23 protein-coding genes and 1 pseudogene are annotated in these 24,967 nt (G+C 39.1%); 22 read left to right on the top strand and 2 right to left on the bottom strand.

From position 1 onward, the window contains the following. The 17 genes and pseudogenes from ACHWSC_RS10305 to ACHWSC_RS10225 all read left to right on the top strand — a co-directional run bounded on the left by ACHWSC_RS10305 (position 1) and on the right by ACHWSC_RS10225 (position 16,070). Positions 1 to 1,446, top strand: coding sequence for an O-antigen ligase family protein (locus ACHWSC_RS10305; RefSeq protein WP_394676689.1), 1,446 nt, complete (start codon positions 1 to 3; stop codon positions 1,444 to 1,446). Beyond that, positions 1,427 to 2,341 carry a glycosyltransferase family 2 protein gene (locus ACHWSC_RS10300; protein WP_394676688.1) on the top strand — a complete coding sequence of 305 codons (915 nt, stop codon included), beginning with the start codon at positions 1,427 to 1,429 and terminating at the stop codon, positions 2,339 to 2,341. The genes ACHWSC_RS10305 and ACHWSC_RS10300 overlap by 20 nt, the downstream gene beginning before the upstream one ends. Beyond that, complete coding sequence (locus ACHWSC_RS10295) at positions 2,341 to 3,522, top strand: glycosyltransferase (protein WP_394676687.1); 1,182 nt, start codon at positions 2,341 to 2,343, stop codon at positions 3,520 to 3,522. The genes ACHWSC_RS10300 and ACHWSC_RS10295 overlap by 1 nt, the downstream gene beginning before the upstream one ends. After that, positions 3,491 to 4,624, top strand: coding sequence for a glycosyltransferase family 4 protein (locus ACHWSC_RS10290; protein WP_394676686.1), 1,134 nt, complete (start codon positions 3,491 to 3,493; stop codon positions 4,622 to 4,624). The genes ACHWSC_RS10295 and ACHWSC_RS10290 overlap by 32 nt, the downstream gene beginning before the upstream one ends. Then, positions 4,605 to 5,210 carry an acyltransferase gene (locus tag ACHWSC_RS10285; RefSeq protein WP_394676685.1) on the top strand — a complete coding sequence of 202 codons (606 nt, stop codon included), beginning with the start codon at positions 4,605 to 4,607 and terminating at the stop codon, positions 5,208 to 5,210. Before ACHWSC_RS10290 ends, ACHWSC_RS10285 begins: the two co-directional genes overlap by 20 nt. After that, positions 5,207 to 6,148 carry a glycosyltransferase gene (locus ACHWSC_RS10280; RefSeq protein WP_394676684.1) on the top strand — a complete coding sequence of 314 codons (942 nt, stop codon included), beginning with the start codon at positions 5,207 to 5,209 and terminating at the stop codon, positions 6,146 to 6,148. The genes ACHWSC_RS10285 and ACHWSC_RS10280 overlap by 4 nt, the downstream gene beginning before the upstream one ends. Next, complete coding sequence (locus tag ACHWSC_RS10275; protein WP_394676683.1) at positions 6,141 to 7,589, top strand: lipopolysaccharide biosynthesis protein; 1,449 nt, start codon at positions 6,141 to 6,143, stop codon at positions 7,587 to 7,589. Before ACHWSC_RS10280 ends, ACHWSC_RS10275 begins: the two co-directional genes overlap by 8 nt. A gap of 117 nt (positions 7,590 to 7,706) precedes the next feature. Next, a complete protein-coding gene (locus ACHWSC_RS10270) occupies positions 7,707 to 8,849 on the top strand; it encodes a hypothetical protein (RefSeq protein ID WP_394676682.1) in 1,143 nt (380 codons plus the stop codon). 27 nt (positions 8,850 to 8,876) lie between these two features. Further along, a complete protein-coding gene (locus tag ACHWSC_RS10265; RefSeq protein WP_394676681.1) occupies positions 8,877 to 9,728 on the top strand; it encodes a glycosyltransferase family 2 protein in 852 nt (283 codons plus the stop codon). Positions 9,729 to 9,766: 38 nt separating this feature from the next. Continuing rightward, a complete protein-coding gene (locus ACHWSC_RS10260; protein ID WP_394676680.1) occupies positions 9,767 to 10,957 on the top strand; it encodes a glycosyltransferase family 2 protein in 1,191 nt (396 codons plus the stop codon). 13 nt (positions 10,958 to 10,970) lie between these two features. Further along, on the top strand, positions 10,971 to 12,788 hold the full coding sequence (locus ACHWSC_RS10255; RefSeq protein ID WP_394676679.1) for an ATP-binding protein: 1,818 nt from the start codon (positions 10,971 to 10,973) through the stop codon (positions 12,786 to 12,788). Between the two features lie 10 nt (positions 12,789 to 12,798). Beyond that, the gene (locus tag ACHWSC_RS10250) at positions 12,799 to 13,857 is read left to right on the top strand and encodes an endonuclease/exonuclease/phosphatase family protein (RefSeq protein WP_394676678.1); all 1,059 of its coding nucleotides are present in this window, start codon (positions 12,799 to 12,801) and stop codon (positions 13,855 to 13,857) included. Between the two features lie 120 nt (positions 13,858 to 13,977). Continuing rightward, complete coding sequence (locus ACHWSC_RS10245; RefSeq protein WP_394676677.1) at positions 13,978 to 15,108, top strand: response regulator; 1,131 nt, start codon at positions 13,978 to 13,980, stop codon at positions 15,106 to 15,108. Positions 15,109 to 15,155: 47 nt separating this feature from the next. Beyond that, positions 15,156 to 15,314 (top strand): annotated as a pseudogene (locus tag ACHWSC_RS10240) (NAD-dependent epimerase/dehydratase family protein); the annotation flags it as partial. Positions 15,315 to 15,349: 35 nt separating this feature from the next. Beyond that, a complete protein-coding gene (locus ACHWSC_RS10235) occupies positions 15,350 to 15,625 on the top strand; it encodes a GDP-mannose 4,6-dehydratase (protein WP_394676868.1) in 276 nt (91 codons plus the stop codon). Continuing rightward, complete coding sequence (locus ACHWSC_RS10230) at positions 15,603 to 15,881, top strand: NAD-dependent epimerase/dehydratase family protein (protein WP_394676676.1); 279 nt, start codon at positions 15,603 to 15,605, stop codon at positions 15,879 to 15,881. The genes ACHWSC_RS10235 and ACHWSC_RS10230 overlap by 23 nt, the downstream gene beginning before the upstream one ends. Next, entirely contained in the window at positions 15,882 to 16,070 is a 189-nt protein-coding gene (locus ACHWSC_RS10225) for a hypothetical protein (protein WP_394676675.1), read from the top strand. A 31-nt stretch (positions 16,071 to 16,101) separates the two neighbouring features. On the opposite strand, the gene ACHWSC_RS10220 is transcribed toward ACHWSC_RS10225, so the two are convergent. After that, positions 16,102 to 16,896: a tyrosine-protein phosphatase gene (locus ACHWSC_RS10220; protein ID WP_394676674.1), complete on the bottom strand. Its 795-nt coding sequence runs from the start codon at positions 16,894 to 16,896 to the stop codon at positions 16,102 to 16,104. 475 nt (positions 16,897 to 17,371) lie between these two features. Between ACHWSC_RS10220 and ACHWSC_RS10215 the strand changes: the two genes are divergently transcribed. The 5 genes from ACHWSC_RS10215 to rfbA all read left to right on the top strand — a co-directional run bounded on the left by ACHWSC_RS10215 (position 17,372) and on the right by rfbA (position 22,982). After that, positions 17,372 to 19,375, top strand: coding sequence for a polysaccharide biosynthesis protein (locus ACHWSC_RS10215; RefSeq protein WP_394676673.1), 2,004 nt, complete (start codon positions 17,372 to 17,374; stop codon positions 19,373 to 19,375). A gap of 201 nt (positions 19,376 to 19,576) precedes the next feature. Beyond that, entirely contained in the window at positions 19,577 to 20,632 is a 1,056-nt protein-coding gene (gene rfbB / locus ACHWSC_RS10210; RefSeq protein ID WP_394676672.1) for a dTDP-glucose 4,6-dehydratase, read from the top strand. Positions 20,633 to 20,634: 2 nt separating this feature from the next. Continuing rightward, the gene (gene rfbC / locus ACHWSC_RS10205) at positions 20,635 to 21,189 is read left to right on the top strand and encodes a dTDP-4-dehydrorhamnose 3,5-epimerase (protein WP_394676671.1); all 555 of its coding nucleotides are present in this window, start codon (positions 20,635 to 20,637) and stop codon (positions 21,187 to 21,189) included. A 6-nt stretch (positions 21,190 to 21,195) separates the two neighbouring features. After that, positions 21,196 to 22,053, top strand: a complete 858-nt coding sequence (gene rfbD, locus ACHWSC_RS10200) for a dTDP-4-dehydrorhamnose reductase (RefSeq protein WP_394676670.1) — start codon at positions 21,196 to 21,198, stop codon at positions 22,051 to 22,053. Positions 22,054 to 22,115: 62 nt separating this feature from the next. Further along, a complete protein-coding gene (rfbA, locus tag ACHWSC_RS10195) occupies positions 22,116 to 22,982 on the top strand; it encodes a glucose-1-phosphate thymidylyltransferase RfbA (protein WP_394676669.1) in 867 nt (288 codons plus the stop codon). Between the two features lie 37 nt (positions 22,983 to 23,019). Here the strand turns inward: rfbA and ACHWSC_RS10190 are convergent, their stop codons facing one another. Further along, positions 23,020 to 24,954, bottom strand: coding sequence for an ATP-binding protein (locus ACHWSC_RS10190; protein WP_394676668.1), 1,935 nt, complete (start codon positions 24,952 to 24,954; stop codon positions 23,020 to 23,022). Positions 24,955 to 24,967: the final 13 nt, after the last annotated feature.

Raw genomic sequence — 24,967 nt, 5'->3', positions numbered from 1 at the left:
ATGATGCAGTATGATCATACAAAATCGATGATAACCAGTCGGCATTTGCTCCTGCTGTTTCTCATACTCGGGGGATTGGCAGGAACTTGCATTTTTATTTTTGCAGGATTGTCACTGGCTATGTTGTTCTATATGCTGCCTGTATTTTTATTGGTTATTATTGTGCTGCTGTCTTCGCCAATAAGTTGTTTCTTTCTATTGTATATTTTGTCCTACCTGGTGATGGGTTTTGGGCGCTATATCACTTTTCCACTTCCGGTAGGAGTCATCCTGGATCTTTTGATTTTATTTAATTTTCTCTCGTTAGCTTTACATTCTATTAGAGGAAATTCCTTAGGTAAAGTATATTTTAATACTTTTCTCTTGATCTCCATCTTTTGGATGCTTTATTGCATGCTGGAGATTGTAAATCCAATGTCCACTTTTGCGAACTGGATTACGACAGTCCGTAGCATTGGGATGCATATTGTCTTATTTCAATTATTGGTCTTTATTAGTTTGGATAACATTTCCAAATTACGCTTATTTTTTAAAGTTTGGGGCATATTTGTTCTTTTGGGAGCTTTAAAGGCGATAGGGCAAAAGTATATCGGTTTGGACCGATTCGAGACTGCTTGGTTATATACATTCGGCGCTCATACACATGTGATTTATAGTGGGATCCGTTACTTTTCATTCTTTAGCGATGCAGCAAACTTTGGCTGTCATATGGGGCTGGCTGTGGTTGTTTTTACCATCTTAGCTATTTATGAAAAGCAGACAAAAAGACGTTTTCTTTATATTTTTGTTATCGCTTTTGCGGCTTATGGGCTAATGATATCTGGTACAAGGGCCGCTATTGCTGTTCCTTTTGCAGGCTTTGCTTTCTTCATTATCCTTGTGAAGGAGTGGAAGTGGGTAATCTTTGGCGTTTCTTTATTAATAACGGCTTTTGCTTTCTTTAATTTAACGACCATTGGCAATAGCAGTTCAGATATCCGTCGTATGCGGACGGCTTTCTCTTTTTCAAAGGATGCTTCTTTCAATGTGCGCTTGGAGAATCAGAAAAAAATGCGAACCTTTATGGGCGACCATCCTTTTGGTATAGGATTGGGCGGGTCTAAACATGCGAATGAAGGAGATGCAATACATGGTATCGCAACCGATTCTTCCTTCGTTTTTATATGGGTAGAAACGGGGGTCGTCGGTCTTATATGCTATATTATTTTATGTCTTACGATATTGGGATATGGCACATATTACGTGCTATTTCGACTGAAAGATAGGCGGATCAAGTCTATAGCAATGGCTTCTACAGCCGGACTTGCAGGAATTATGGTCGCGGGGTATGCGAATGAAGTGCTACATCAAATGCCCACTGGGCAGACCGTGTACATTCTAATGGGGATTATTATGCTTTCGCCTTATTTGGACAAAAAACTGAGCCATGAAAGCGGAACCCTATAAAATATCATTCATAACGGTCAATTACAACGGATTGGCCGATACCATTTCCCTATTGGAAAGTATTCTGAATGCGAGACTATCTTTTGCATATGAGGTTATTGTCATCGATAATGGTTCGTTAAAAGATGAATATAGTCTGATCAAACATCAATTTCCTAATATCAAAGGCTATTATAATAGAATGAATCTGGGATTTGCAGGAGGAAATAACTTGGGGCTGGAAATAGCTACTGGCGAATTTATTTATTTCTTAAATAATGATACGCTACTTCCAAAAAATGGCGATAGCGAGATTTTGGCTATGTTGGAAGTCTTTGCGCTAGATTCACGAGTAGGTGGAATTTCACCTAAAATAATGTATTATCAACCCAAGGGAATGATCCAATTTGCGGGGTGCACAACGCTTACATCAGTTACCCTTCGAAATAAGCAGATCGGTTATCGGGAAACGGACAGAGGTCAATATAATAACTGTGCTGAGATTCCATATTTACATGGTGCAGCTATGTTGGTACCCAACAGAATTATCAAGGAAATTGGTGTAATGTCGGAGCTATTCTTTCTTTATTATGAGGAGTTGGACTGGAGCTGTCGGATTAATAAAAAATATAAATTAGTATATTTTGCAGATGCTCATATCTTTCATAAAGAAAGTGCTTCCACAGGTCAGGACTCCCCATTAAAAATATTTTATCTGACACGTAACCGCTTGTTATTTGCCTATCGAAACAGGTCGGGAATAGATCGGATTTTGGCTGTTTTTTATCTCATTGGGATAGTGAATAGCACAAAATTAATTAAATTTGTTTTTTTTGGTAAGTGGAGGCATGTTGGAGCAGTATGTTCAGGGACATGGTCTGGGATTAAATTATTTTCTAAAAAGAATCTAAGCTGATGGGAACGGTTTTGTTTATTATTGAAACATTGATTTTTATTCCTTTCTTGGTATGGATCATGTATTTCTTTATTTTTTCAGTCGGCTTTCGCATTCCTAAGAAATTATTCTTTGAAAGATCGAATATTCAACACCGATTTCTCATCATATTTCCCGCTTACAAAGAGGATGCGGTAATTGTGGATAGCATACAATCATTTTTGAAGCAAGACTATCCAAAAGAGCTTTTTGAAATTGTCGTTGTTTCCGACGGTATGATGAAAGAAACCAATCAAGAGCTTGAAGATTTGGGCATTCGAATACTTATTCCTACATATGAAAAGAGATCCAAGGCCGCTGCTTTAAATCTGACAATGAACGTTATCAAAGAAGAAGATTTTGATGGTGTGGTTATATTGGATGCTGATAATTTAGTTTTTCCAAATTATCTAGCACTTGTCAATGATTGCTTTGCGTCTGGCGCTGTTGCCGTCCAGACACATCGCATCGCAAAAAATAGTAATACCGATACTGCATATCTCGATGGGATCAGCGAGGAAATAAATAATTCAATTTTTAGACAGGGGCATGTGAACCTGGGATTACCAGCCGCATTAACGGGTTCGGGCATGTTGTTTGAAATTAAATGGTTTAAAAATACGATGGCTAAAATAAGCTCTATGGGTGAGGATAAAGAGCTGGAGTATTATTTGCTCTTGGATAAGATTTTCACGGTTTACCTGGAGGATGTGTATGTACTAGATGAGAAAGTACAGAACCGTCGCGATCTCTCCAATCAGCGAAAAAGATGGATCGCTGCTCAAATTGATACTTTTTTGATTACTTTGAAGCGATTTCGAACAATAATTCGTACCCGCAACTGGCCTATGCTCGACAAGTTGATCCAGTGGTCGATACCACCCCGCATTATTTTACTCGGAATGGTTCCTATACTGGGAAGCATTGTCTATTTGTTAGCACCAACATTGGCTTATAAATGGTTTATACTCTATGGGCTGTTTATTATGTCACTTGGCTTAGCTATACCAAATAGATTTTATACGCGCAGGACCTTGCTCTGCTTTTTAAAATTACCATTTATTTTTATGGCAATCTTACGTAGCTTTATGGGAATCAAATCGGGACGTAATACTTTTGTGCATACACCGCATGGCGAAAAAAAAGAAGACTATAATCATTGAGGCACAACGGATCTTTCGTCTCAATAAACACGGGATGGATTTTGTGGCTTTGGAAGTAATTCGCGCCCTTCAAAAATTGGATACCTTTAACCGGTATATTATCGCTGTCGGGCCAGGCGAGGACCGCTGTTTGGAAAGTTCAGCGAATTTTGAGATTAAAGTTTTGGAAAGCTCCAACTATTTTATTTGGGAGCAACTTCTCTTACCTAAACTTATTAAAACCAGCAATGCGGATATCCTGCACTGTACTTCCAACACTGCGCCATTGGGATTGTCTATTCCGCTGGTACTTACGTTGCACGATATCATCTTTATGGAGAAAAAGATTGGTAGCAATTCGTCCATGTACCAAAATTTGGGACGTATCTATAGACGTTGGGTCGTGCCACGTGTATTGAAAAGGGTTCATACCGTGATCACTGTCTCCAATTTTGAAAAAAGAAATATCGAGACGGCATTTCCGCATCTACAGAAAAATATTATCACAGTATATAATGGTGTAAGCTCAAGATTTAAACCGATGGATATACCTACGGAGGGGCAATCTTTAAAGTTTGATAAAGGGGATTTTTGGCTTCTTTTAGGTAATACCGATCCCAAAAAGAATCTGAGAAATACCTTGATGGCTTATGCTTTTTATTTAGAGAGAAGTGCCCACAAGAAAAGGTTGTTCCTGGCCGATTTGGATCATGCATATTTGGAAAAACTATTAAAAGAATTCGATTTGTTAACGATAAAAGATTTTATTGTGGTCGAAGAATATATCGCTCATGACAAATTGGTTGAAGTTTACAATGGTGCTTTTGCTTTTTTGTATCCTTCTATTCGGGAAAGTTTTGGACTTCCCTTGCTTGAAGCGATGGCCTGTGGCACACCTGTGGTTACTTCCAATACGTCTGCTATTCCTGAGGTAGCCGGGGATAATGTGGTATATACAGACCCGATGGATATAGAATCCATTGCAGCAGGCATGTTGAAATTGGAAGATGAGTCACAGTTATATAGCTCGCTTGTTAGTAAAGGTTTGGCGCGAAGCGAAGCTTTCAGTTGGGAACATACAGGAAAACATACATTAGCAATATATGAAAGCGTACATTCATAATCATCCTAAATTTAAGCGCTTACTGCACTGGTTTATCATGAATCCTGTGCGTACACGGCCGCGCTGGTATGTTCGCATGCTGCAGTTTTTTTATGTTAAACGGGGAGCGGGTTCAGTGATTTATGGTAGTGTGCGCCGTGATTTGGTTCCTTTCCGTAAATGTGCCATAGGATCCCGATCCGTGATAGAGTCATTTGCCGTATTGAATAATGCTGTCGGCGACTTGTTTATCGGCAACAATAGCCGAATAGGAATTTCGAATACGATCATAGGGCCAGTGACGATTGGTAATAAAGTGAATATCGGTCAAAATGTACTTATTTCAGGATTAAACCACGGGTATGAAGATGTGACCAAAGCTATTGCAGATCAAGGAGTCAGCACCGCTCAAGTGACGATTGCTGACGACGTCTGGATCGGTGGAAATGTGGTTATTCTAGCAGGTATTAGTATAGGTGAACATGCTGTAATAGGTGCGGGATCCGTGGTTACAAAAGATGTTCCGCCATATAGTGTTGTCGTTGGAAACCCGGCCAAAACTGTGAAAAATTACGATTTTAATCTTAATGCCTGGATCAAACCATGAATGAAAGGCCTTTGATTAGCATTATAATGCCAGTTTATAATACAGCTATGTATGTTGATCAGGCTATAGAGAGTATTATACATCAGGAATATGCAGATGTTGAACTTATACTAATCAACGATGGTTCGACCGATCAAAGTCTCTCTATACTGGAAAAATGGGGCTCATGTGATAACCGAGTCAAATTATTTTCACAGGAAAATCAAGGCCTATCTGCTGCCAGAAATAGAGGAATTTCTCTTGCGAACGGCCAGTATATTTATTTTATGGATAGTGATGACCTGCTGCGTGCAGATGCACTATCTATGTGTTTGGATTATTGTGAAAAGAAAGACCTCGATTTTGTTTATTTTGATGCTTCGGTTTTTGCGGATAATTCGGATAGCTCAATACTAAAGGATTTTAATTATTCCCGACAAATGATGCCGGCTTATACTGTTTTTAGTGGGCCGGACGCATTGCAACAGCAACTGAACGCAGAAGACTTTTTCTCTTCAGTTTGTATGTATTTAATTCGTAAGGACATACTTGATCGGAATGGATTTGGATTTGAACCCGGCATTGTGCATGAGGATGAGTTATTTACCGTCTTGTTGTATTTAGGGGCAGCTCGAGTTGCTTATATACCACAGCAATTTTTTCAGAGGCGTGTCAGGCCAGATTCCATTATGACAAGCCGATTAAAACTTTTTAATATAACATGTTACTTCACAGTTGCCCTGCGTTTGAGGGAGTATGGACGAAAGCATTCGGATAGTATACAAATTATTGAGTTGTATCTGCATCGTATGTTGGACGCAGCGGTATGGAAAGCACATGTGCTACCGATCGCTGACCGCTGGAAAATATTTCTCTTGATTTTGACGTGTTGGCGAAAATATGTTTCACTTAAAACTATGGGAGTTCTACTGTTTAAGAAAGGCTTTTTGCATGGATAACATAAAAAAGGAAATCGTTTCTGGGGTGTTTTTCACAGCTTTGGCCAAATACGCGAATTTGGTAATTTCGCTGGTCGTCACGGCGGTTTTAGCACGATTGCTTGCACCAGATCAGTTTGGCGTGGTGGCCATAGCTACAGTCGCAATTGCTTTCCTAAATTTAATAGCTGATTTCGGACTGTCTCCGGCAGTTGTCCAGCACAAAGAGCTGGATCGAAAAGCATTGGGCTATTTATTTTCCCTTTCTGTATATATTGCTATCACTTTGTCAGTACTATTCTTTTTGTCTGCTGAAATTATCGAAAAATGGTATGCACAGCCCCAATTAAAACCAATCTGCCAATTACTGGCGCTAAGTCTATTTTTTTCGGGAATTACCGTAGTTCCAAATGCCTTATTTTTTCGGGATAGGTTATTTAAATCGATCGCTTTACGAAGTTTGATTGTTCAACTTATCGGCGGAGGATTATCTATAATTGCTGCCTTTAAAGGAATGGGGGTGTACGCGCTTATTTTGAATCCCATATTCTCATCACTATTGATTTTTATTATTTCATATTTAAAGTATCCATTAAAATTTAGCCTACGTTTTTCATTTCGACCACTTCGGCCACTATTTTCTTATTCGATTTTTCAGTTTTTGTTTAATATTATCAATTATTTTAGCCGAAATTCGGATACCCTACTAATTGGTAAATATCTGGGCATGGTACCGCTGGGATTCTATGACAAATCTTATCGACTAATGTCATTGCCACTCCAAAACATTACGCAGGTGATTACACCAGTGATCCATCCGATATTAAGTCAGAAGGGGAAGGATAGTCAATATCTTTATGAGGCAAATCTAAAATTAACCAGCCTATTGTCGCTGATCGGATTTCCATTATCAGTTTTCTTGTTTTATTCAGCTGAAGAACTTATTTTATTATTTTTTGGACCGCAGTGGGGATTAGCAATTCCTTCCTTTAAAATATTGAGTCTAACAGTCGGGATCCAATTGATACTATCCTCATCGGGGTCCATTTTCCAAACAGCAGGAGATACCAAAAGTCTGTTTATATGCGGTTTGTTTTCGGCAGTATTAAATGTTGGGGGAATACTATTTGGTGTATTTTACGCTAAAAGTATTGACGCAGTGGCCTGGTGTTTATTGGTTACATTTAGTGTCAATTTTGTACAGGCCTATTGGCTAATGTATCGCGTGGTATTCAGGCGAAGCCTGATTGGCTTTGTCAATAGCCTATGGCGGCCGATCTTATTTGCATTCATACTCGGATTTATTTTTCATTTGGTTGTAGGTAACCAGTTGCCGGATAATTTGGGTTTTCGCTTAGCAATCAAAACTGCTATCTATCTTTTTTCTATGATTTTAATGATTTGGTTCGGAGGGTATCGCAATCTGCTGTTGGCATTTTTACGCAAGTCATCACTTCAGTAAGATTAAATTAGTTTATTTAAGCGTTTTTAATCAAAGCATTTTGATCATTTTTTCCTGTATTCATATTCTTTTTGTATTTTCCAGTCTAGTAACAACAGTATTTAAAAGCATTCAAAATTGAAAGGGGCTGTAAAAGATAGATCATATAAGGTACTTTTTTTGGTATTCCATGGTTTTAGCGAACATAATGGCATTAGTAAAAAAATATGGGGACAAATTAACGGTTTGAAATCTGCTGGTGTGGATGTTCGGCTGTGTTATTACAGGGTAGAAAGTGATGGCTCACGTGTATGGAATATTGAAGATGACATTCTTGTGGATTTCGGTAAAGGTCTAATAGCAAAAATACGTAAACGCTTAGACTATCGGGCGATTTCAGAATACGTACAGACAAATAAGTTCGAACTAATTTATATTCGGTCCGACCATAATGCCAATCCTTTCACATTAAACATGGTGAAGATGATGCGGCTTTCGGGCGCAAAGGTGCTAATGGAGATTCCAACTTATCCCTATGATCAGGAGTATGTCACTTTGCGCATGCGCCTCGAATTGGCAATCGATCGTCTTTATCGTAAAAAGCTTGCAAAGCAATTGAATGCTTTTGTCACTTTTTCTGATGCCCGGACAATTTTTGGGCAGCGAGCAATACGCATCTCCAATGGGATAGACTTCAGTGCCATTCCAGTTCGTAAACCAAAGTGGGGGGTAGAAAAACGAATTATCCATTTGCTGGGGGTTGCGGAAATACATTATTGGCACGGATTTGATCGGCTGGTTCGCGGACTAGGTATTTATAAACAAAGTCACCCTGATTGTCAAATCATTTTTCACCTAGTGGGGCGATTTAGCGGCGAACGTGAACGGACATCTATTTTAGAGCCGATAATGCATTTTAATCTCCAGCAACATGTAGTCTTACATGGCCCGCTTTGGGGTGACGAATTGGATGCCATATTTAATCTGTCCGACTTTGCAATCGGTAGTTTAGGCCGTCATCGCAGTGGTATACAAGTTATAAAAACCTTAAAAAACCGAGAATATGCGGCGCGTGGAATTCCCTTTATCTATTCGGAATCTGATGCTGACTTTGATGGGCAACCTTATGTACTCAAAGCGAGTCCGGATGAATCCGCCATTGATATCACTAAAATACTGGAATTTTTAAAGAAGGAAAAATTTGACCCAGCCTGCATTCGAAATAGTATTTTGGACTTATCATGGGCCGAACAGATGAATAACGTGTTGCAAGCAATTTAATTTTTTAACAAAATAATTGACGCTAGGATGGTTAAATGGTATACGCAGTATGCGGAGGTCTATGACCAAGACATGAGTTCTGTAGATAATGATGTTATTGAGAAGGTTCGGGCACAGATCCAACTTTTTTCAAGTTCTGACCCGATTATAAGTATTGTGGTTATCGCCTATAATGAAGAAAAAAGGCTTTTGGCATGCCTTTGGTCTTTAGCAGAACAATGTTGTCATTTGCCTATGGAATTAATAGTCGTTAACAATAATTCGACAGACCAAACGGAATCAATTTTAAAACGACTTGGTGTGACTTATTATAATGAACTAAAGCAGGGACCTGGATTTGCTAGGCAATGTGGTCTTGATCAAGCACGGGGTAAATTTATGCTTTGCGTAGATGGAGACACCATGTATCCCGCAAGCTATGCTGAAACGCATATGAAAGTATTAGATAGGCCAGGGATATCCGCTACATTCAGTTTGTGGAGTTTCTTGCCCCGAGCCGGACAGTCAAGAACTTTCCTTTGGTTTTACGAAGGACTTCGGGATATTTACCTGAGCCTGCAATTTATAAAAAGGCCTGAATTGTGCGTTCGGGGGATGGTCTTTTCCTTTAAGACTGAGCTGGGACGCAAGGTTAATTTTAGGACCGACATAAAACGTGGTGAAGACGGGTCAATGGCTTTGGGACTTAAGCCCTACGGAAAGATTCAGTTTATTCGAAGTACAAAGGCGCGGGCGATGACAGGGCAAAACACGCTCGGTGCGGATGGATCCCTTGCAAATAGCTTTTTTGTCAGGTTGCGTAAAGCGATAACATCGATAGGCGGACTATTTTCGGGTAAGAAGCATTATCAGGATGAGGACTCGAATAGGATTCAGTAAAAATAATTGTCTATTTTTGTCTAAAATCTATCCGGCCTATGCTTCAATTTTTCTTCTGGATTTGTATATTCTTAGTACTATATACCTATATCGGCTATGCTATCATAATTTATATACTGGCCAAGTTATTTCCATACCCTCTTCACAGCAAGGAATGGGTTCAAACCAGCAACAGTGAGGAAAAGCAGCTTCCTCCATTGACGCTATTTATTACTGCTTATAATGAAGCGGAAATTATTCAGGAAAAAATGTCAAATTGCCTTGAACTTGATTATCCTGAAGACAAGATACACATTCTTTGGGTTATAGATGGAAGTACTGATGATAGTCATGAGCTATTGAGACAGTATACAATGGTCGAGGTTGTCGGATCAGTTCTTAGGAGAGGTAAGACAGCAGCCATTAATCATGGTATGGAATATGTAAAAACACCAATTGTGGTGTTTAGCGATGCTAATTGTTTACTTAATGCCGGGGCGTTGAAGATTATTGCTCGCCAATTTGATGATCCAACAATTGGATGTGTATCTGGTGAAAAAAGAGTTGCTTTTAATGATGACGATACTGTTTCTTCAAAAGGGGAGGGAGCATATTGGAAATATGAATCCCTGTTAAAAAAGCTAGACTTCGAATTTTATTCAGCTGTCGGAGCCGCTGGGGAACTCTTTGCCGTACGAACAGAACTCTTTGCTACGATGGAAGAAGATACTTTGTTGGATGATTTTATGCTATCAATGCGCATCGCACAAAAAGGCTATCGTATTGCATATACAGCAGATGCGTACGCGGTCGAATACGGTTCGCTGAATATGGAAGAGGAAGGAAAACGGAAAAGACGTATTGCTGCGGGGGGATGGCAGTCGATAGGAAGGTTGCTGCCATTACTAAATGGATTTAAATTTGGGAAGCTGAGTTTTCAATATATATCTCATCGTGTGTTGCGCTGGTCTGTTACACCTTTTGCTCTTTTTGCACTCTTCCCCTTGGCTGCAATTCTTGGATATCGGTGTTTGTCACCTTTCAATGTGTTTTCTGTCATTTTTGTGCTTCAGTGTGTCTTTTATCTTTGTGCGGTTTTAGGGTATGCGATGCGAAATGATCCCAATAGTTCAAAGTTGTTTTATATTCCGTACTATTTTCTGTTTATGAACATCAATGTAATGCGTGGAATTTACTATTTATTTAGCAGACGCTATATTGGCGGGTGGGAGAAATCTCAAAGAAAATAATCTATTGAAAGTTATGGAAAAAAAAATATTACATGATTTAAAGTTCTTGGAGAAAGTCTTGAATATGACTTGCGATACATTGTTGCTGGTAAACAGGGATAATGTCTGCGTGGATGCTATAATGAAAACAAATAATCCGATTTTAAATTCTAATATTAATATAGTCGGAAAAAATTTTTTGTCTATTTTACCCCAGCCGACATCAATTCTTATTGAACAGGAATTTAACTTTTGTCGTCAAACAGGGCAAACTTCCAATCTAAATTACGACCTGCCTACTGAAGAGCAGATGTATTATTTCAAGTTTTTAATTCACAAATTTGATGACGAACATCTAATATGCCAATATCGGGATATCACACAGCGTAGTAACATGAAGTACCGTCTTAAATCGGCACTGACTGCCCAACTTGAGGTGGGGAAGGTCGCCATGATTGGGCATTGGACTTATGATCTACAACAACGGGAATTTACGCACAATGGCTATTCCAATCTCCGAAAAAGAAATCTTGAAGAACCCGAAAGGATTGCTTTGCAGGATCTACTGACACATGTTCATCCCGATGACAGAAAGCGAATGCATGCTTTTCTGCACAATGATTCCATTGAATACAGTACATTTGAGTACCGTATAAAACAACCCGGTACCCCGATCACTTACGTACGGGCGACAAAGTATGCCAAGCGAATTGAAAATAATGTATGTTTAATAGACGGTTTTTCCCAAAATGTAAGCGATTTTATTAAAAACAGAAACGAACTTGAAATGGTGCTTTCCGTCGTTGATAATGCGCCATATAGTATTTTTGCATGTCATAAAAATGGTACAATGGCTTTTGCGAATAAGGCTTGCCGACAGCAAAATGGTCTGAAAGAAGAAGAGATCATTGCTGACTTAAAAGTTTTTGAATGCCTGCGGGAGTTCACAACAGAAGAAGCTTGGGATTTATCTGTGCAAAAAATCATTTCTGCTTCGGGTTATTATCAATATCGTTGTGATACGGTGTATCCAGAACTGGATATTATTGGCTCGGAATGCAGTTCGCTGATGATCAAAAATGGTAACGGTGAAGATATCGTCTGGACTATCAAGCGGGATATCTCGGATCAGCTGCGCTACGAAGAGCAATTGTTGCGCTCAAAAGAAGCGGCTGAGGAATCCGAAAGGTTAAAATCTGCCTTTATCTCGAATATGAATCATGAAATCCGAACCCCGCTTAGCGCCATTATGGGGTTTGGAAGTATTATTGCCGATACACCAGATCCTGAACTGCGAAAGGAATATGGTGAACTCCTCAATGTAAATAGTAGCCAATTGCTGCGGCTGATAACGGATGTTCTGGAAATGTCCCAGATGGATGCAGGTAAAGTGCGGTTAAAGAACTCGAATGTTTCCCTCAAAGGAATACTGAACGAATTATCAATGAGTTTTCTGTCGAATGCCGAACATCCCGCTATAATTTTTGACATTCCTGAAAAGGAATTGGTGGCTAGGCTGGATCGTGGAAGAGTGATTCAGGTACTCGTCAATTTAATTAACAACAGCTTGAAATTTACGCCACCTGAGGGTGCTGTACACGTTGGTTACAGGCTAAGTAAAGATCATGTAGAATTTTATGTTAAAGATAATGGTATAGGCATAGCAATGGAAAATCAAGAGTTGATCTTCAACAGATTTTATAAGATTAATTCAATGGATAAGGGCACCGGATTGGGGCTTGCAATTTGTAAAGGTATCGTTGAGCAGATGAATGGACAGTTGGGGGTCGAATCGGAGCTTGGACAAGGAGCTACTTTTAGCATAAGATTACCCTTAAGCGAACAAGATTAAATAGCATACCATGATTAAAGATTTTGAATTTAGGCCCGTGAGCATCTCCAGGTTACTGATCCGGATTGTGCTGCTAATGGTGGCTATACTTACCTCCCTGTCGTTTTTGTCTTTGTTTATTTCACCACAGACCACTGTTATTTTCCAATGGGTCGGTGTGCTATTACCAGCACTTCTCGGCGTTAATTTTCTTTTTTTTATTATCGGCTTATATAAGCGTAGTTGGTATAGTATTTGTCCGCTAGTAGCATTATTGGCCAACTTTCATTATTTCACAAAGGTAATTCAGGTGAACTCTGTAGGGCAAGTAGAAACGGCAGAAATACGTTTTGGGTCATATAACGTTCGAGAGTTTAAAATGATTTATAATTTATCTTCAATGCAACAGATTGCTTCCTATATTGAATCGCAGAAAGTAAATACCTTATGTTTGCAAGAGGTGCCGGCCGACTGCTCAGCATTGGAATTGAAGCGGGCATTTGGCCAGTTTCACTATTTAGTAAGAACAGGGAGTAAGTCCGGAAATAATCAGCTTGCTATCTTAAGTAAATATCCGTTAGACTCGGTTCATACTGTTTCATTTGGAGAACGTCCCAACTGTGCGCTTTTTGCCGACCTTTCCCTGAAAGGTGAAAAGATAAGGATCGGGAATTGTCATTTGCAGACGACAAATTGGAACCAGGTGAAGGGGGATTTATTGCCTGCTGATAATGCTATGTTCAAATGGTGGAATGCGATTAAAACAATGTCGGAAAATTTTAGGCTGAGAGGGGGACAGGCTGATTATTTGAAAAGTTTAATGGATAAATCTCCTTTTCCTACGCTTATGTGTGGGGACTTTAATAATAGCCCCAATTCTTATAGCTATCATAAAATTAAAGGAAATTTAAAGGATGCATTTTGCGAAGCGGGTAACGGCTATGGATATACTTACAATAATTTAATGAAGCTCTTTCGCATTGATTTTGTGTTCTTTTCTGGAGCTAAATTTCAGGCAGTAAATTATAGAACAGGAAGTGTTGACTTTAGTGACCATCTTCCTGTATTGGTTGATTTTAAGATAAATTGATATGCATAACATTTTTGCTACACAAAATATTACAGTAATTAATAGCGTAATATTGATTTATAAATTTTAAAAGAGGGATGGCATCCTTTTGGATAATGCTACATAAGCTATAATTAATCTATGGAAATCGATTTTTCAACCTATAATATTCTCATTGTAGAGGATTCTGAGCTTAATCTTTTTGTATTAAAAGAGATCTTGGAACGCGAGCATTTTAACGTATTCTCTGCTTCTGGTGCTAAAGGCGCGTTTGAAAACTTGCGACGACAAAGAATAGATCTTATTTTAATGGACGTCATGATGGGGGAAACGAACGGTTTTGATTTGACACAGGAATTAAAATCCCTCGAAGAGTACAAACATATTCCCGTATTGTTTATTACCAACTTAAAATCTCCAGATGACGTCGTGCGTGGATTTGATAGTGGTGGGGTAGATTATATTCCGAAGCCTTTCAATAAAAAGGAATTGCTTCAGCGCATCAGACATCAGATCAAACTTATTGAATCGAGTAATACAATTGCCAAGCAGACAGCGCAGCTTCAGGAAGCAATATTAAACCGCGATAGAATGTATGCTATTCTAGCACACGATCTCCGAAGTCCGATTTCTTCACTCAAAATGATCTTAAATATTTTGAGCATGAGTCCTGAGGGAAGTAATACTGGGTATGGAGATATGATTAATACAGGCAATGACATTGCGGAACAACTTTTCAGTATTTTGGACAATCTGCTTAAATGGACCAAAAATAGCCTGGGTATATTGAGTTATATGCCACAAGAAATTGAGTTCGATGAAATGATCAAAGGTGTGGTGGAGACACTTCAACCAACAGCTAAATTAAAAAACATCGAAATTCAATTAACATTACAATCCGGATTACAAATCTTTTTTGATGCGGATATCATGAAAAGTATGTTAAGAAATCTTTTGATTAATGCGGTGAAGTTTAGCCATGAAGATTCCCTGATTAAACTCAATTTATATCGCGATGACGATGATGTTGTTGTTGAGTTTATCGATACGGGGGTAGGAATGAGTGTTGATGCACAACGCCAGCTGCAAGACCAAATAATGGAAGAGGGAAAGATAACTCCTATGCGGGAGAAAGGTAAAGGCCTAGGCCTGTGGGTAGTTTATCATTTTATTCAGAAAAATGGTGGAACATTCTTTTTTGAGTCGGAAGAAAATGTCGGCTCCCGTTTCGGCTTTCGTGTGCCGCTGTTGAACACAACTTCTAATCAGTAAAAACTCCATATTATAAATTGATAATTTATGTATAACCTAAAAAAAGAATACTGGTCTCAGGTGGAGCTGGATTTATAGGATCTCATCTTTGTGAACGTTTGTTGAAGGAAGAGAACGAAGTCATCTGTATGGATAACTTCTTTACGGGGGATAAATCCAATATTGTTCACTTGTTACAGAATCCCTATTTTGAGCTTGTACGGCATGACGTGACGGAGCTTTTTTTGCGGAAGTTGACGAAATATATAATCTGGCTTGCCCTGCAAGTCCAGTTCACTATCAGTACAACCCGATTAAAACTTCGGAGATGGGTGCAATCAATATGCTTGGACTTGCTAAGCGGGTTAATGCGCGTATTTTACAAGCTTCTACCAGTGAAGTATATGGTGAACCAAAGGTTCACCCGCAGCAAGAAAGCTATTGGGGAAATGTAAATCCTGTCGGTCTTCGATCCTGTTATGATGAGGGAAAGCGATGTGCTGGAAACGCTTTTTATGGATTATCATCGCCAACATGATATTTCGATTAAGATCGCTCGAATATTTAACACCTATGGACCTCGTATGCATCCTCAAGATGGAAGGGTAGTGTCCAACTTTATTATGCAAGCCTTACAGGATAAAGATATTTCCATTTATGGTGCAGGGAATCAGACCCGAAGTTTTCAGTATGTAGATGATTTAGTAGAAGGAATGATCCGGATGATGGCTACAGAGGAGTCTTTTATCGGCCCAATAAATATCGGTAACCCGAATGAATTTACGATACTATAATTGGCGGAACAGGCGGTCTTACAGACCGGATCAAAATCAAAGATTAAGTTTTTACCTCTACCCGAAGACGATCCACAGCAACGAAAACCAGACATTGGACTTGCGAAGAAAAGCTTGGACTGGGGTCCCACAGTTCAACTGGAAGAAGGGCTGTCCAAGACAATAGCGTATTTTAAAACACGTTTATAAGGTGTTAGCGCCAATCTGTTATATTATTGCTCTATCCAGCAATAACTTGTGCTTTATGCTGAATGATATGATCAAGAAGCGTTTCATTTAAAATCGGTGAAGTTTTCAACATCTCTCGAATGGGATATTTCTCGACAATATTTTTTAAAGCGTCCAGATGGCGCTGATGGTGCAGGTCGGTTCCCACAAAATCATACATGCCTGATTTCAATATGGTCATAGCAATGGCTTTCACATCGACGCCATAATATCGGCTTAACGAAAGGAGATTTAACTGAAGCAGACAACCTGAATCTTTAATTTGCTTATAGATATTAAAATTGCTATGGTAATAATTATAGCGCTCTGGATGCGCAAGAATGGGTTTATATCCTAATTTTTGAATATCTCTAATCGTGTGGAATAAAGCTTTCGATTCCGAAAGGTACGACATCTCGATCAACACATACCCACCAGGCATAACACACAGTTCATTTTCACGAATCAATAAAGGAAGATTTTCGTCAATCATATGTTCAGCAGCGCCAAATATATCCACATTATTGCTCGAGTTTTTTAGTCCCTCGACAAGCGAATCTTTCGCATGTTCAATGCTAAATTTGGTGTTTTGATGAATGCCAGCCATGATATGGGGCGTACAGATAAACTTTTTCAGGCCTAAGCGTTGAAGTTCTTGGATATAATGCAAGGATTGTTGTACAGAATCGCTCCCATCGTCAATGCCTGGTAATAGATGATTATGCATATCTACTTCTAGAAATTCCAATTGCGCCAAAGAGCGAATAGATGAAGTCTTTTTCCCAAACAGGTTGCTAAAAAATCCCATGTTGTAAATTAATTATGTTGTGAAAAATAGTTCAGTTAAGGAGTGGCGTTTCGGTTTAAATTAAGCGGAGATGTAAAATTATAATTCCTTTCCATGACTATTTGTTATTTATTATTACAAACAATATGCCAATAATTGCGTTAATATCTATGTACCTATATACGGTGCCAAAGGGATTCGGCCGTTGAAGTTAAAACGATCGTTATTTTATGTGCCTATAATGTTAATTATGAATAATAAATGCTAATATTTGTTTATGTAACAGTTTCGGTATAATAGTTGCTTAATCCACGATGATAAATTGATTGAATGAATAGGGTTCTTTTTTAATGATATTTTATCAAAGGAGTATTTTAGGTGTGAAAATTTAACTATCTTGCGTCTCCATTATAAAATATTATAATAAAGCCATATCAGATAGTGTTCGTTTGTCGCAGACACGGTCAGTAACATTTTAATTAAAAGAGAAAAAGCTATGATGATGGGTTCTCTAGGAGATTTAAGAAGACGCCTGAGAAAGGACAATCCACGATGGGTTATTTTATTGATCGATATGTGGTTTGTGTTTGGAAGTTATGTGTTTTCAAACTATGTAGTCAACAACTTTAAGGGGATATTTGATATTGCTTTGATGTTGAAAAAAGTTGTCGTTATATTGCCAATATATCTTTTGATGTTTTTGTGTTATGATACCTTTAGAGGCATTGTCCGACAGACAGGCATTCGGGATACCATTAAAATATTCAAAACTGTCGCCTCAGCCTATGTGGTTTTAATGCTACTGACTGTGCTGATCAAAACAGTTTTTGAAAGAGGAACTTTAGCAGGCGATTATCTTCGTTTGTCTTATGGCGTTTTGACCATGCAGGCCTGCATTCTATTGGTAATTATGGTGGGAGCGCGTGTCGTTTATCGTACAATCTATGAATATCTTTTTTTGCCAGCGAGAAAAGGCGAAAATGTCCTAATTTTTGGAGCTTCACGTCCAGGCTTGGTTTCTTATTCCTTATTAAAAGAGGATCAACGGATCAAATATCAGGTTGTCGCATTTGTGGAAGATAAGATTTCGCGTATTGGTAAGAGACTTGCAGGATTAAAAATTCGTGATATTACCGAGATTTCAAAAGAATTTATTGAGAAAAATCACATTTCCCAGGTTATTATTGCCGTTGAAAATAACGATCCTGAGCGTTTGGAATATGTGTCGGATTGGTTTCAGAATATTGGACTTGAACTTAAGATTATGCCTCCGGCGCGAATCTTACTTAATTCGGGGGTCAAGCGTGAAATACGGCCATTAAAGATTGAAGATTTACTGGGGCGTAAGCCGATCAAATTGGATCATCCCGAGATTGAGGAAGAAATGCAGGGTAAAGTGATCCTGGTGACCGGTGCTGCAGGATCTATTGGTTCGGAATTGGCTCGTCAGATTGCAAGACGGCATTATAAAAAATTAATCTTGCTGGATCAAGCCGAGTCTGCCTTGTATGATATACAGCAGTCTATAAAGGCGACATTGCCTGAAGATATGTATTGTGTCGTCGGTGATGTGCGTAATTATGCATTCATGCAAAATATATTTGCACACTACAAACCCGATTTGGTATTCCATGCAGCGGCCTATAAGCACGTGCCTTTAATGGAGGCAAACCCGTACGAGTCAATTCAGACGAATGTTTTAGGAAGTAAAAATGTGGCTGATCTCTGTATGCAATATGGCACTAAAAAGATGGTCATGGTATCGACAGATAAAGCGGTCAATCCAACGAATGTCATGGGGGCAACAAAACGCATAGCTGAGATCTATGTTAGTAGCTGCAGCGGCAAATCAAATACCAGTTTTATTATTACACGATTTGGAAATGTACTTGGTTCAAACGGCTCGGTTATTCCGCTATTTGAGAAACAAATGGCAGATGGTGGGCCGTTGACCCTGACTCATCCTGAAATCACTCGTTTCTTTATGACAATACCCGAAGCGTGTCAGCTGGTACAGGAGGCCGGCGTGATGGGGAAAGGTGGTGAGATCTTTGTGTTTGATATGGGTAAATCTGTTAAAATCATTGATTTGGCTAAACGCATGATCAAATTGAAAGGCTATCGTTACCCTGAGGATATTGATATCAAAATTGTTGGATTACGTCCAGGTGAGAAAATCTATGAGGAATTGTTGGCGAATAATGAGAATACGGTGAAGACACATCATCCAAAGATCATGATCGCAAAAGTAAATCACGATGAATTATCGCTTAAAGCGCAGCGCATTAATGCGATCTGTCAACAGATCTTGGAGGCGGAAACGCAGTTGCCAGATTTTATGGAGCTTGTTGCCGGGATGAAGCAGATTGTTCCGGAGTTTAAATCCCAAAATTCGGAATATGAAGTGCTGGATACAGCCGTGGAGGAGAAAGAGATCGAATTGTTTAATGAATCGCCCGCAGAAGTGCCGGTATATTCTTTAGTAAAAAATGTGCTGTAATCCTATTATAAAACAGACAAAATTTAGATAATTAACACGATAAACAAGTGAAAAGCCCTCTTAATTGAAGGCTTTTTCTATTGATTCCGTTTACTCATGGATTAAAACTTGTCAATTAACAAAAATCATCCTAATTTTAGCGAACTATTTGGTGAACTCATCATTCGCAGACCAATGGTCTAAACATTCGAGAATCATTATATGAATAAAGCAATTTTAATTACTGGAGGAGCAGGCTTTATAGGCTCACATGTGGTACGTGAGTTTGTGTTAAAATATCCTGAATATCAAATTATAAATTTGGATGCTTTGACCTATGCTGGTAATCTGGAGAATTTAAAAGATATAGAGCATTTTCCTAATTATGCCTTTGTTAAGGCGGATATTGCAGATAAGCAGGCTGTCTTGGCCATTTTCCAAGAATATCAGCCCGATGGTATTATCCATTTGGCGGCTGAATCGCATGTCGATCGTTCAATTGTCGATCCAATGGCTTTCGTCATGACCAACGTAATTGGAACGGTCAATTTATTGAACGCTGCCCGGATAATCTGGAAGGATAATTCGGAAGGAAAACGTTTTCATCATGTGTCAACGGATGAGGTGTTTGGCGCGCTCGGTGATACAGGTTTTTTTACGGAAGAAACAAAATATGATCCGCACTCACCGTATTCAGCTTCCAAAGCTAGTTCAGATCATTTTGTACGTGCTTACTACGATACCTACGGCTTGCCTATTGTTTTGACAAACTGCTCCAACAATTATGGACCCAATCATTTCCCGGAGAAATTGATCCCGTTATGTATTCACAATATTTTGAATAATAAATTGCTACCTGTTTATGGTGATGGAAAATACACACGCGATTGGCTATATGTCATTGATCATGCTAAAGCCATTGATCTTGTTTTTCACGAAGGAAAAAATGGGGACTCTTATAATGTTGGCGGATTTAATGAGTGGCAAAATATAGACCTGATCAAGGAGCTGTGCAAACAGATGGATGAGAAATTGGGGCGTGTCCGCGGCTCTTCGGAGGAGTTGATTACCTTTGTTAAAGACAGACCGGGGCATGATTTGCGTTATGCGATTGATGCGACGAAAATCAATAAGGAGTTGGGATGGAAGCCTTCAGTAACTTTTGAAGAAGGTTTATCCCGAACGATAGACTGGTTCTTATCCAATCAGGAGTGGTTAGAACACGTGACTTCTGGGGATTATAAAAAATATTACGATAATCAATACAAAGACGCATAAGAATGACGTATACGGAAACAAAATTAAAAGGCTGTTTTATACTTGAACCGACCGTATTTGAAGATGAAAGAGGTTATTTTTTTGAATCATTTAATGAAACAAAACTGACGACGATACTCGGTTATACACCACACTTTGTGCAGGATAATCAATCCAAATCACAGTTTGGTGTGGTGCGTGGCCTACATTTGCAGGGCGGTGAGCATGCGCAGGCAAAATTGGTCCGTGTTGTTGAGGGAAAAGTGCTGGATGTTGCCGTCGATGTTCGTCCAGGATCACCCACCTTTGGACAATATGTTGCGGTGGAACTTTCTGTCGAAAATAAACAGCAAATGTATATTCCTCGAGGCTTCTTACATGGCTTTTCTGTATTGTCAGAACATGCTGTTTTTTACTATAAATGTGATAATAACTATCATAAAGAATCAGAGGATGGTATAAATCCCTTAGATCCGGAATTGGCAATTGATTGGCAAATTCCCGCAGAACGAATGATTCTCTCACAAAAAGATCAGGAAGCACAATCCTTTGAAGAGTTACGTTTGAAACTAATTTAAAACGGGATGCGGATTGTTATAACAGGAGCCTCAGGACAACTTGGCTCAGAGCTAAAAGATCTTTTGCTGGACAACATCGAAAAGGAGTGTTATTTTTTGGATCGAAAACAATTACCATTGGATCAAATTCAAATCATACAGCAAATCTTAGCGATGTATGAGCCGGACCTTATTATTCATACAGGGGCTTATACGGCTGTAGATAAGGCTGAGGAGGATCAGGTAAATGCTGATTTGGTGAATCACGTATCTTGTGAAGAGATCGCTCAATACTGTCATCTTCACGGTACACGCCTAATCGCTATTTCGACAGATTATGTTTTTGATGGATCTTCTGCTTCTGCTTTAAAAGAAACTGCAGAAACCGCCCCCATCAATGTATATGGTCAAACGAAACTAGCGGGAGAACAGGCGATTCAGAAATGGTACCCCGACGCAATCATCATACGTACCTCTTGGGTTTATTCCACATACGGCAAGAATTTTGTTAAGACAATGTGTCGTTTAATGGATGAACGTGATGAAGTGGGGGTAATTAACGATCAAATTGGAAGTCCTACTTATGCGAAGGATTTAGCTTTGGCAATTGTAAAAATATTGAATTCCTCCAAATGGAAAGGTGGTATTTATCATTATAGCAACGAAGGTGAAATTTCTTGGTACGACTTTGCTGTAGCGATACGTGATTTCCGTTCGTTCGATTGTGAAGTAAAACCGATTCCCACAAGTGCCTACCCGACATCTGCACGCAGGCCAAAGTATTCGTTGCTCGATAAATCGAAGATCAAGGATGTTTTTGCAGTTGAGGTACCCAATTGGGAAATCAGTTTGGCTAAAATGTTGGCCAAAGAATTTAAAAATTAAATAGAATCAAGGATTATTTTGCTCTGCTCTTCATCCTTATTTTCAAATCTAAACATAAAACTATGAAAGGAATTATATTGGCAGGGGGCTCAGGAACACGATTACATCCATTAACACTGGCTGTAAGCAAGCAGCTAATGCCTGTATACGATAAGCCCATGATATATTACCCCCTTTCAACATTGATGCTGGCCGGGATACGTGAGATTTTGATTATATCAACGCCTCAGGATCTTCCGAATTTTAGGAAATTACTGGGCGATGGTACACAATTGGGCTGTCGATTTGAATATAAAGAACAGCCGAGTCCGGATGGATTAGCACAAGCGTTCTTATTGGGGGAGGAATTTATTGGAAATGATAAAGTTGCTCTTATTTTAGGAGATAATATTTTCTATGGCTCCGGGTTGTCCAAACTTTTACAATCCTGCGCTGACCCCGATGGAGGTGTTGTTTTTGCATATCCCGTTCAAGATCCTGAACGTTATGGTGTGGTTGAATTTGATGAATTAAATAACGTTATTTCTATTGAAGAAAAGCCACAATTTCCAAAGTCGAATTATGCTGTTCCTGGAGTTTATTTTTATGACAACGAGGTGGTCAAGATCGCTAAGAATATAGAGCCTTCTCCCCGTGGTGAACTCGAGATCACCGATATCAATAAAGAGTATCTTAGTCGTGGTAAATTGAATGTCGGTATTTTTGATCGTGGTACAGCTTGGTTGGATACCGGGACTATCCAGTCGCTCATGCAGGCCGGCCAATTTGTGCAAGTAATCGAGGAGCGGCAAGGGATGAAAATAGGAGCAATCGAAGAAGTGGCTTACAGGATGGGATACATTGATGGGCAACAGTTGCTAAAACTTTCCCTACCGCTTTGCAAGTCGGGGTATGGAGAGTATTTAAAACGAATTGTCAAAAGCTTTTAATATCATTTATTCGCATTCTGTTTTCTGGGGCAGAATGCTATTTTGGAATATGAACGATAAACGTACTTCCAAAACCTTCACTACTTTCAACCGTAATTGAATAACCCATTCGGTTTGCAAATTCATGACAAAGCATTAGGCCGATACCAGCTCCCTTTTCGTCAAAAGTTCCTTCTAGACTGTGTTGTTGTCTCTGCATATTTTTAAGTGCGGTGATTTTTCTTTCGTCCATTCCTACTCCCTGATCTGTAATGGAAATAAGGATTTCTGTGTCGGTGTCGCGCTGGTTGAAAATAATAGCCTTACCACTAAAGCTAAACTTAATAGCGTTGTTAAAGATATTGCGAATAATAAATTCAAATCGTTTAAGATCACTTTGGATTGTCAATTGAGGGGAAAAACGGACGTCTATCGATAAATTTTTTAGATTAATCCGATCGATAAATAATGCCTCACATTCCCTAACAATTTGATAAGGTGAAATTTCCTGTATTTCAAGCTTTTCATTTGCCATTTGTTGTGAAGACCATACGAGTAGGCTGTCGAGCATTTTGGAGGCAGTTGTAACTTGATTGCCTATATTGATTAGCATACTTTTAATTTCGTCTGTTGGAAGGTTGACAATTTTGGATACAGCAAGCAGCGCTTGGAAAGTTGACAAAGGACTTCGGAGGTCATGTGACACAACGGAAAATATACTGGATCGAAATCGATCTGCCTGAATGAGCTCTTCATGTTGATGCCTGATCTCGGCGGCCTGCTGAACGACTTTCCGTTTCTCTTCACGTAATAGTCTGTTCTTTTTGATCAGTAACAGTACCATAACGGAGATAATTAAAAGGACAAAAAAGGTGGCTAGCCACATCAATTTCACCCAATGTGCTTCACGTTCGATACTCACGTTTTTTAATAACAGATTTTTATTCTCAAGCTCCTTCTTTTCACTTTCATATTTCTCTCGAAGTTCTTCCCGAACTCGTACGCGTAAAACTTCAGCGTCTTCATGAAACTTGCGGTCCGAACTATCCTGATCGCTTAGTATTAAATGTGAATCCTGCTCTTTGATCGCTTTCGCTATTTTATCGAAATCTCCCTGAAGGTCCTCGGTTAGATTGGTGAAACCACTTTTTGTAATGATACTCTTGATGAGGATGACTTCTTGTTCGGCCAGATCAAACCGCTTTTCTTTGACGTAGATATTCGCCCGGTTGATTCGGGCATAACTTTCCCCAACAGGATCTTGTTTCTTGGTGGTGATGCCGATTGCAAGATCCGTATAATACGTGCTCCATTCGAGCTTATCTGCCTTGAGATAGAGATAGCTTAATAAAATGTACGTATTGTAAAGATCGACTTCGGGGGCATTGGCTTTACAGAATTCCACGGTTTTTACCAAATAATCGATGGCATGCGCTACATCCTTCTTGTTCTCTCCATTCAAAGCGTTTTGGGCATATATATTGCCAATGTTAGTCGATATGTTTGCTCGATTCCTTGTGTCGCGCAATTCCTTTGCTAGATCTAGCGCACGTTGGTAATATTTTAAGGCCTGATCGGGATCGTAACTCTTATTGAAAACATTTCCGATATTCAGAAAAGAGAGCATCATCCCTTTCTTGTCGTTTCGTTCTTCCCGTTTTTTGAGTACCTTGAAATGAGTTTTTGCACTTTCATCGAAGTTGTTAAGTTTCAGGTAAATGATACCTTGTAGATTTAATAAATCAATTTGTAAGGCTTCGAATTTCTTTTCGCTGATGAGGTTTAACCCTTTGGAAACGATCTCCTGCGCTTCTTGGGGATTACTGCGGTAAATTTCTGAAGCAACTTTATAATAAGCCAATATTCGTGTAGAATCGCTGCTTGCTTCCGTCAGCTGCTGGTCTAACTTGTCCCAACCACTATTCTGGCCATGTGCAGGAGAGATAAACAACACTGTGAAAGTAACAACAAATAGGATAGATAGACGACCCATCGGGATTTTTTTT

The sequence above is a fragment of the uncultured Sphingobacterium sp. genome (assembly GCF_964277905.1).
GTDB lineage: Bacteria > Bacteroidota > Bacteroidia > Sphingobacteriales > Sphingobacteriaceae > Sphingobacterium > Sphingobacterium siyangense.
Note: the sequence above shows the minus strand (reverse complement) of the source record. Positions and strands in the feature narration are given on the sequence as shown.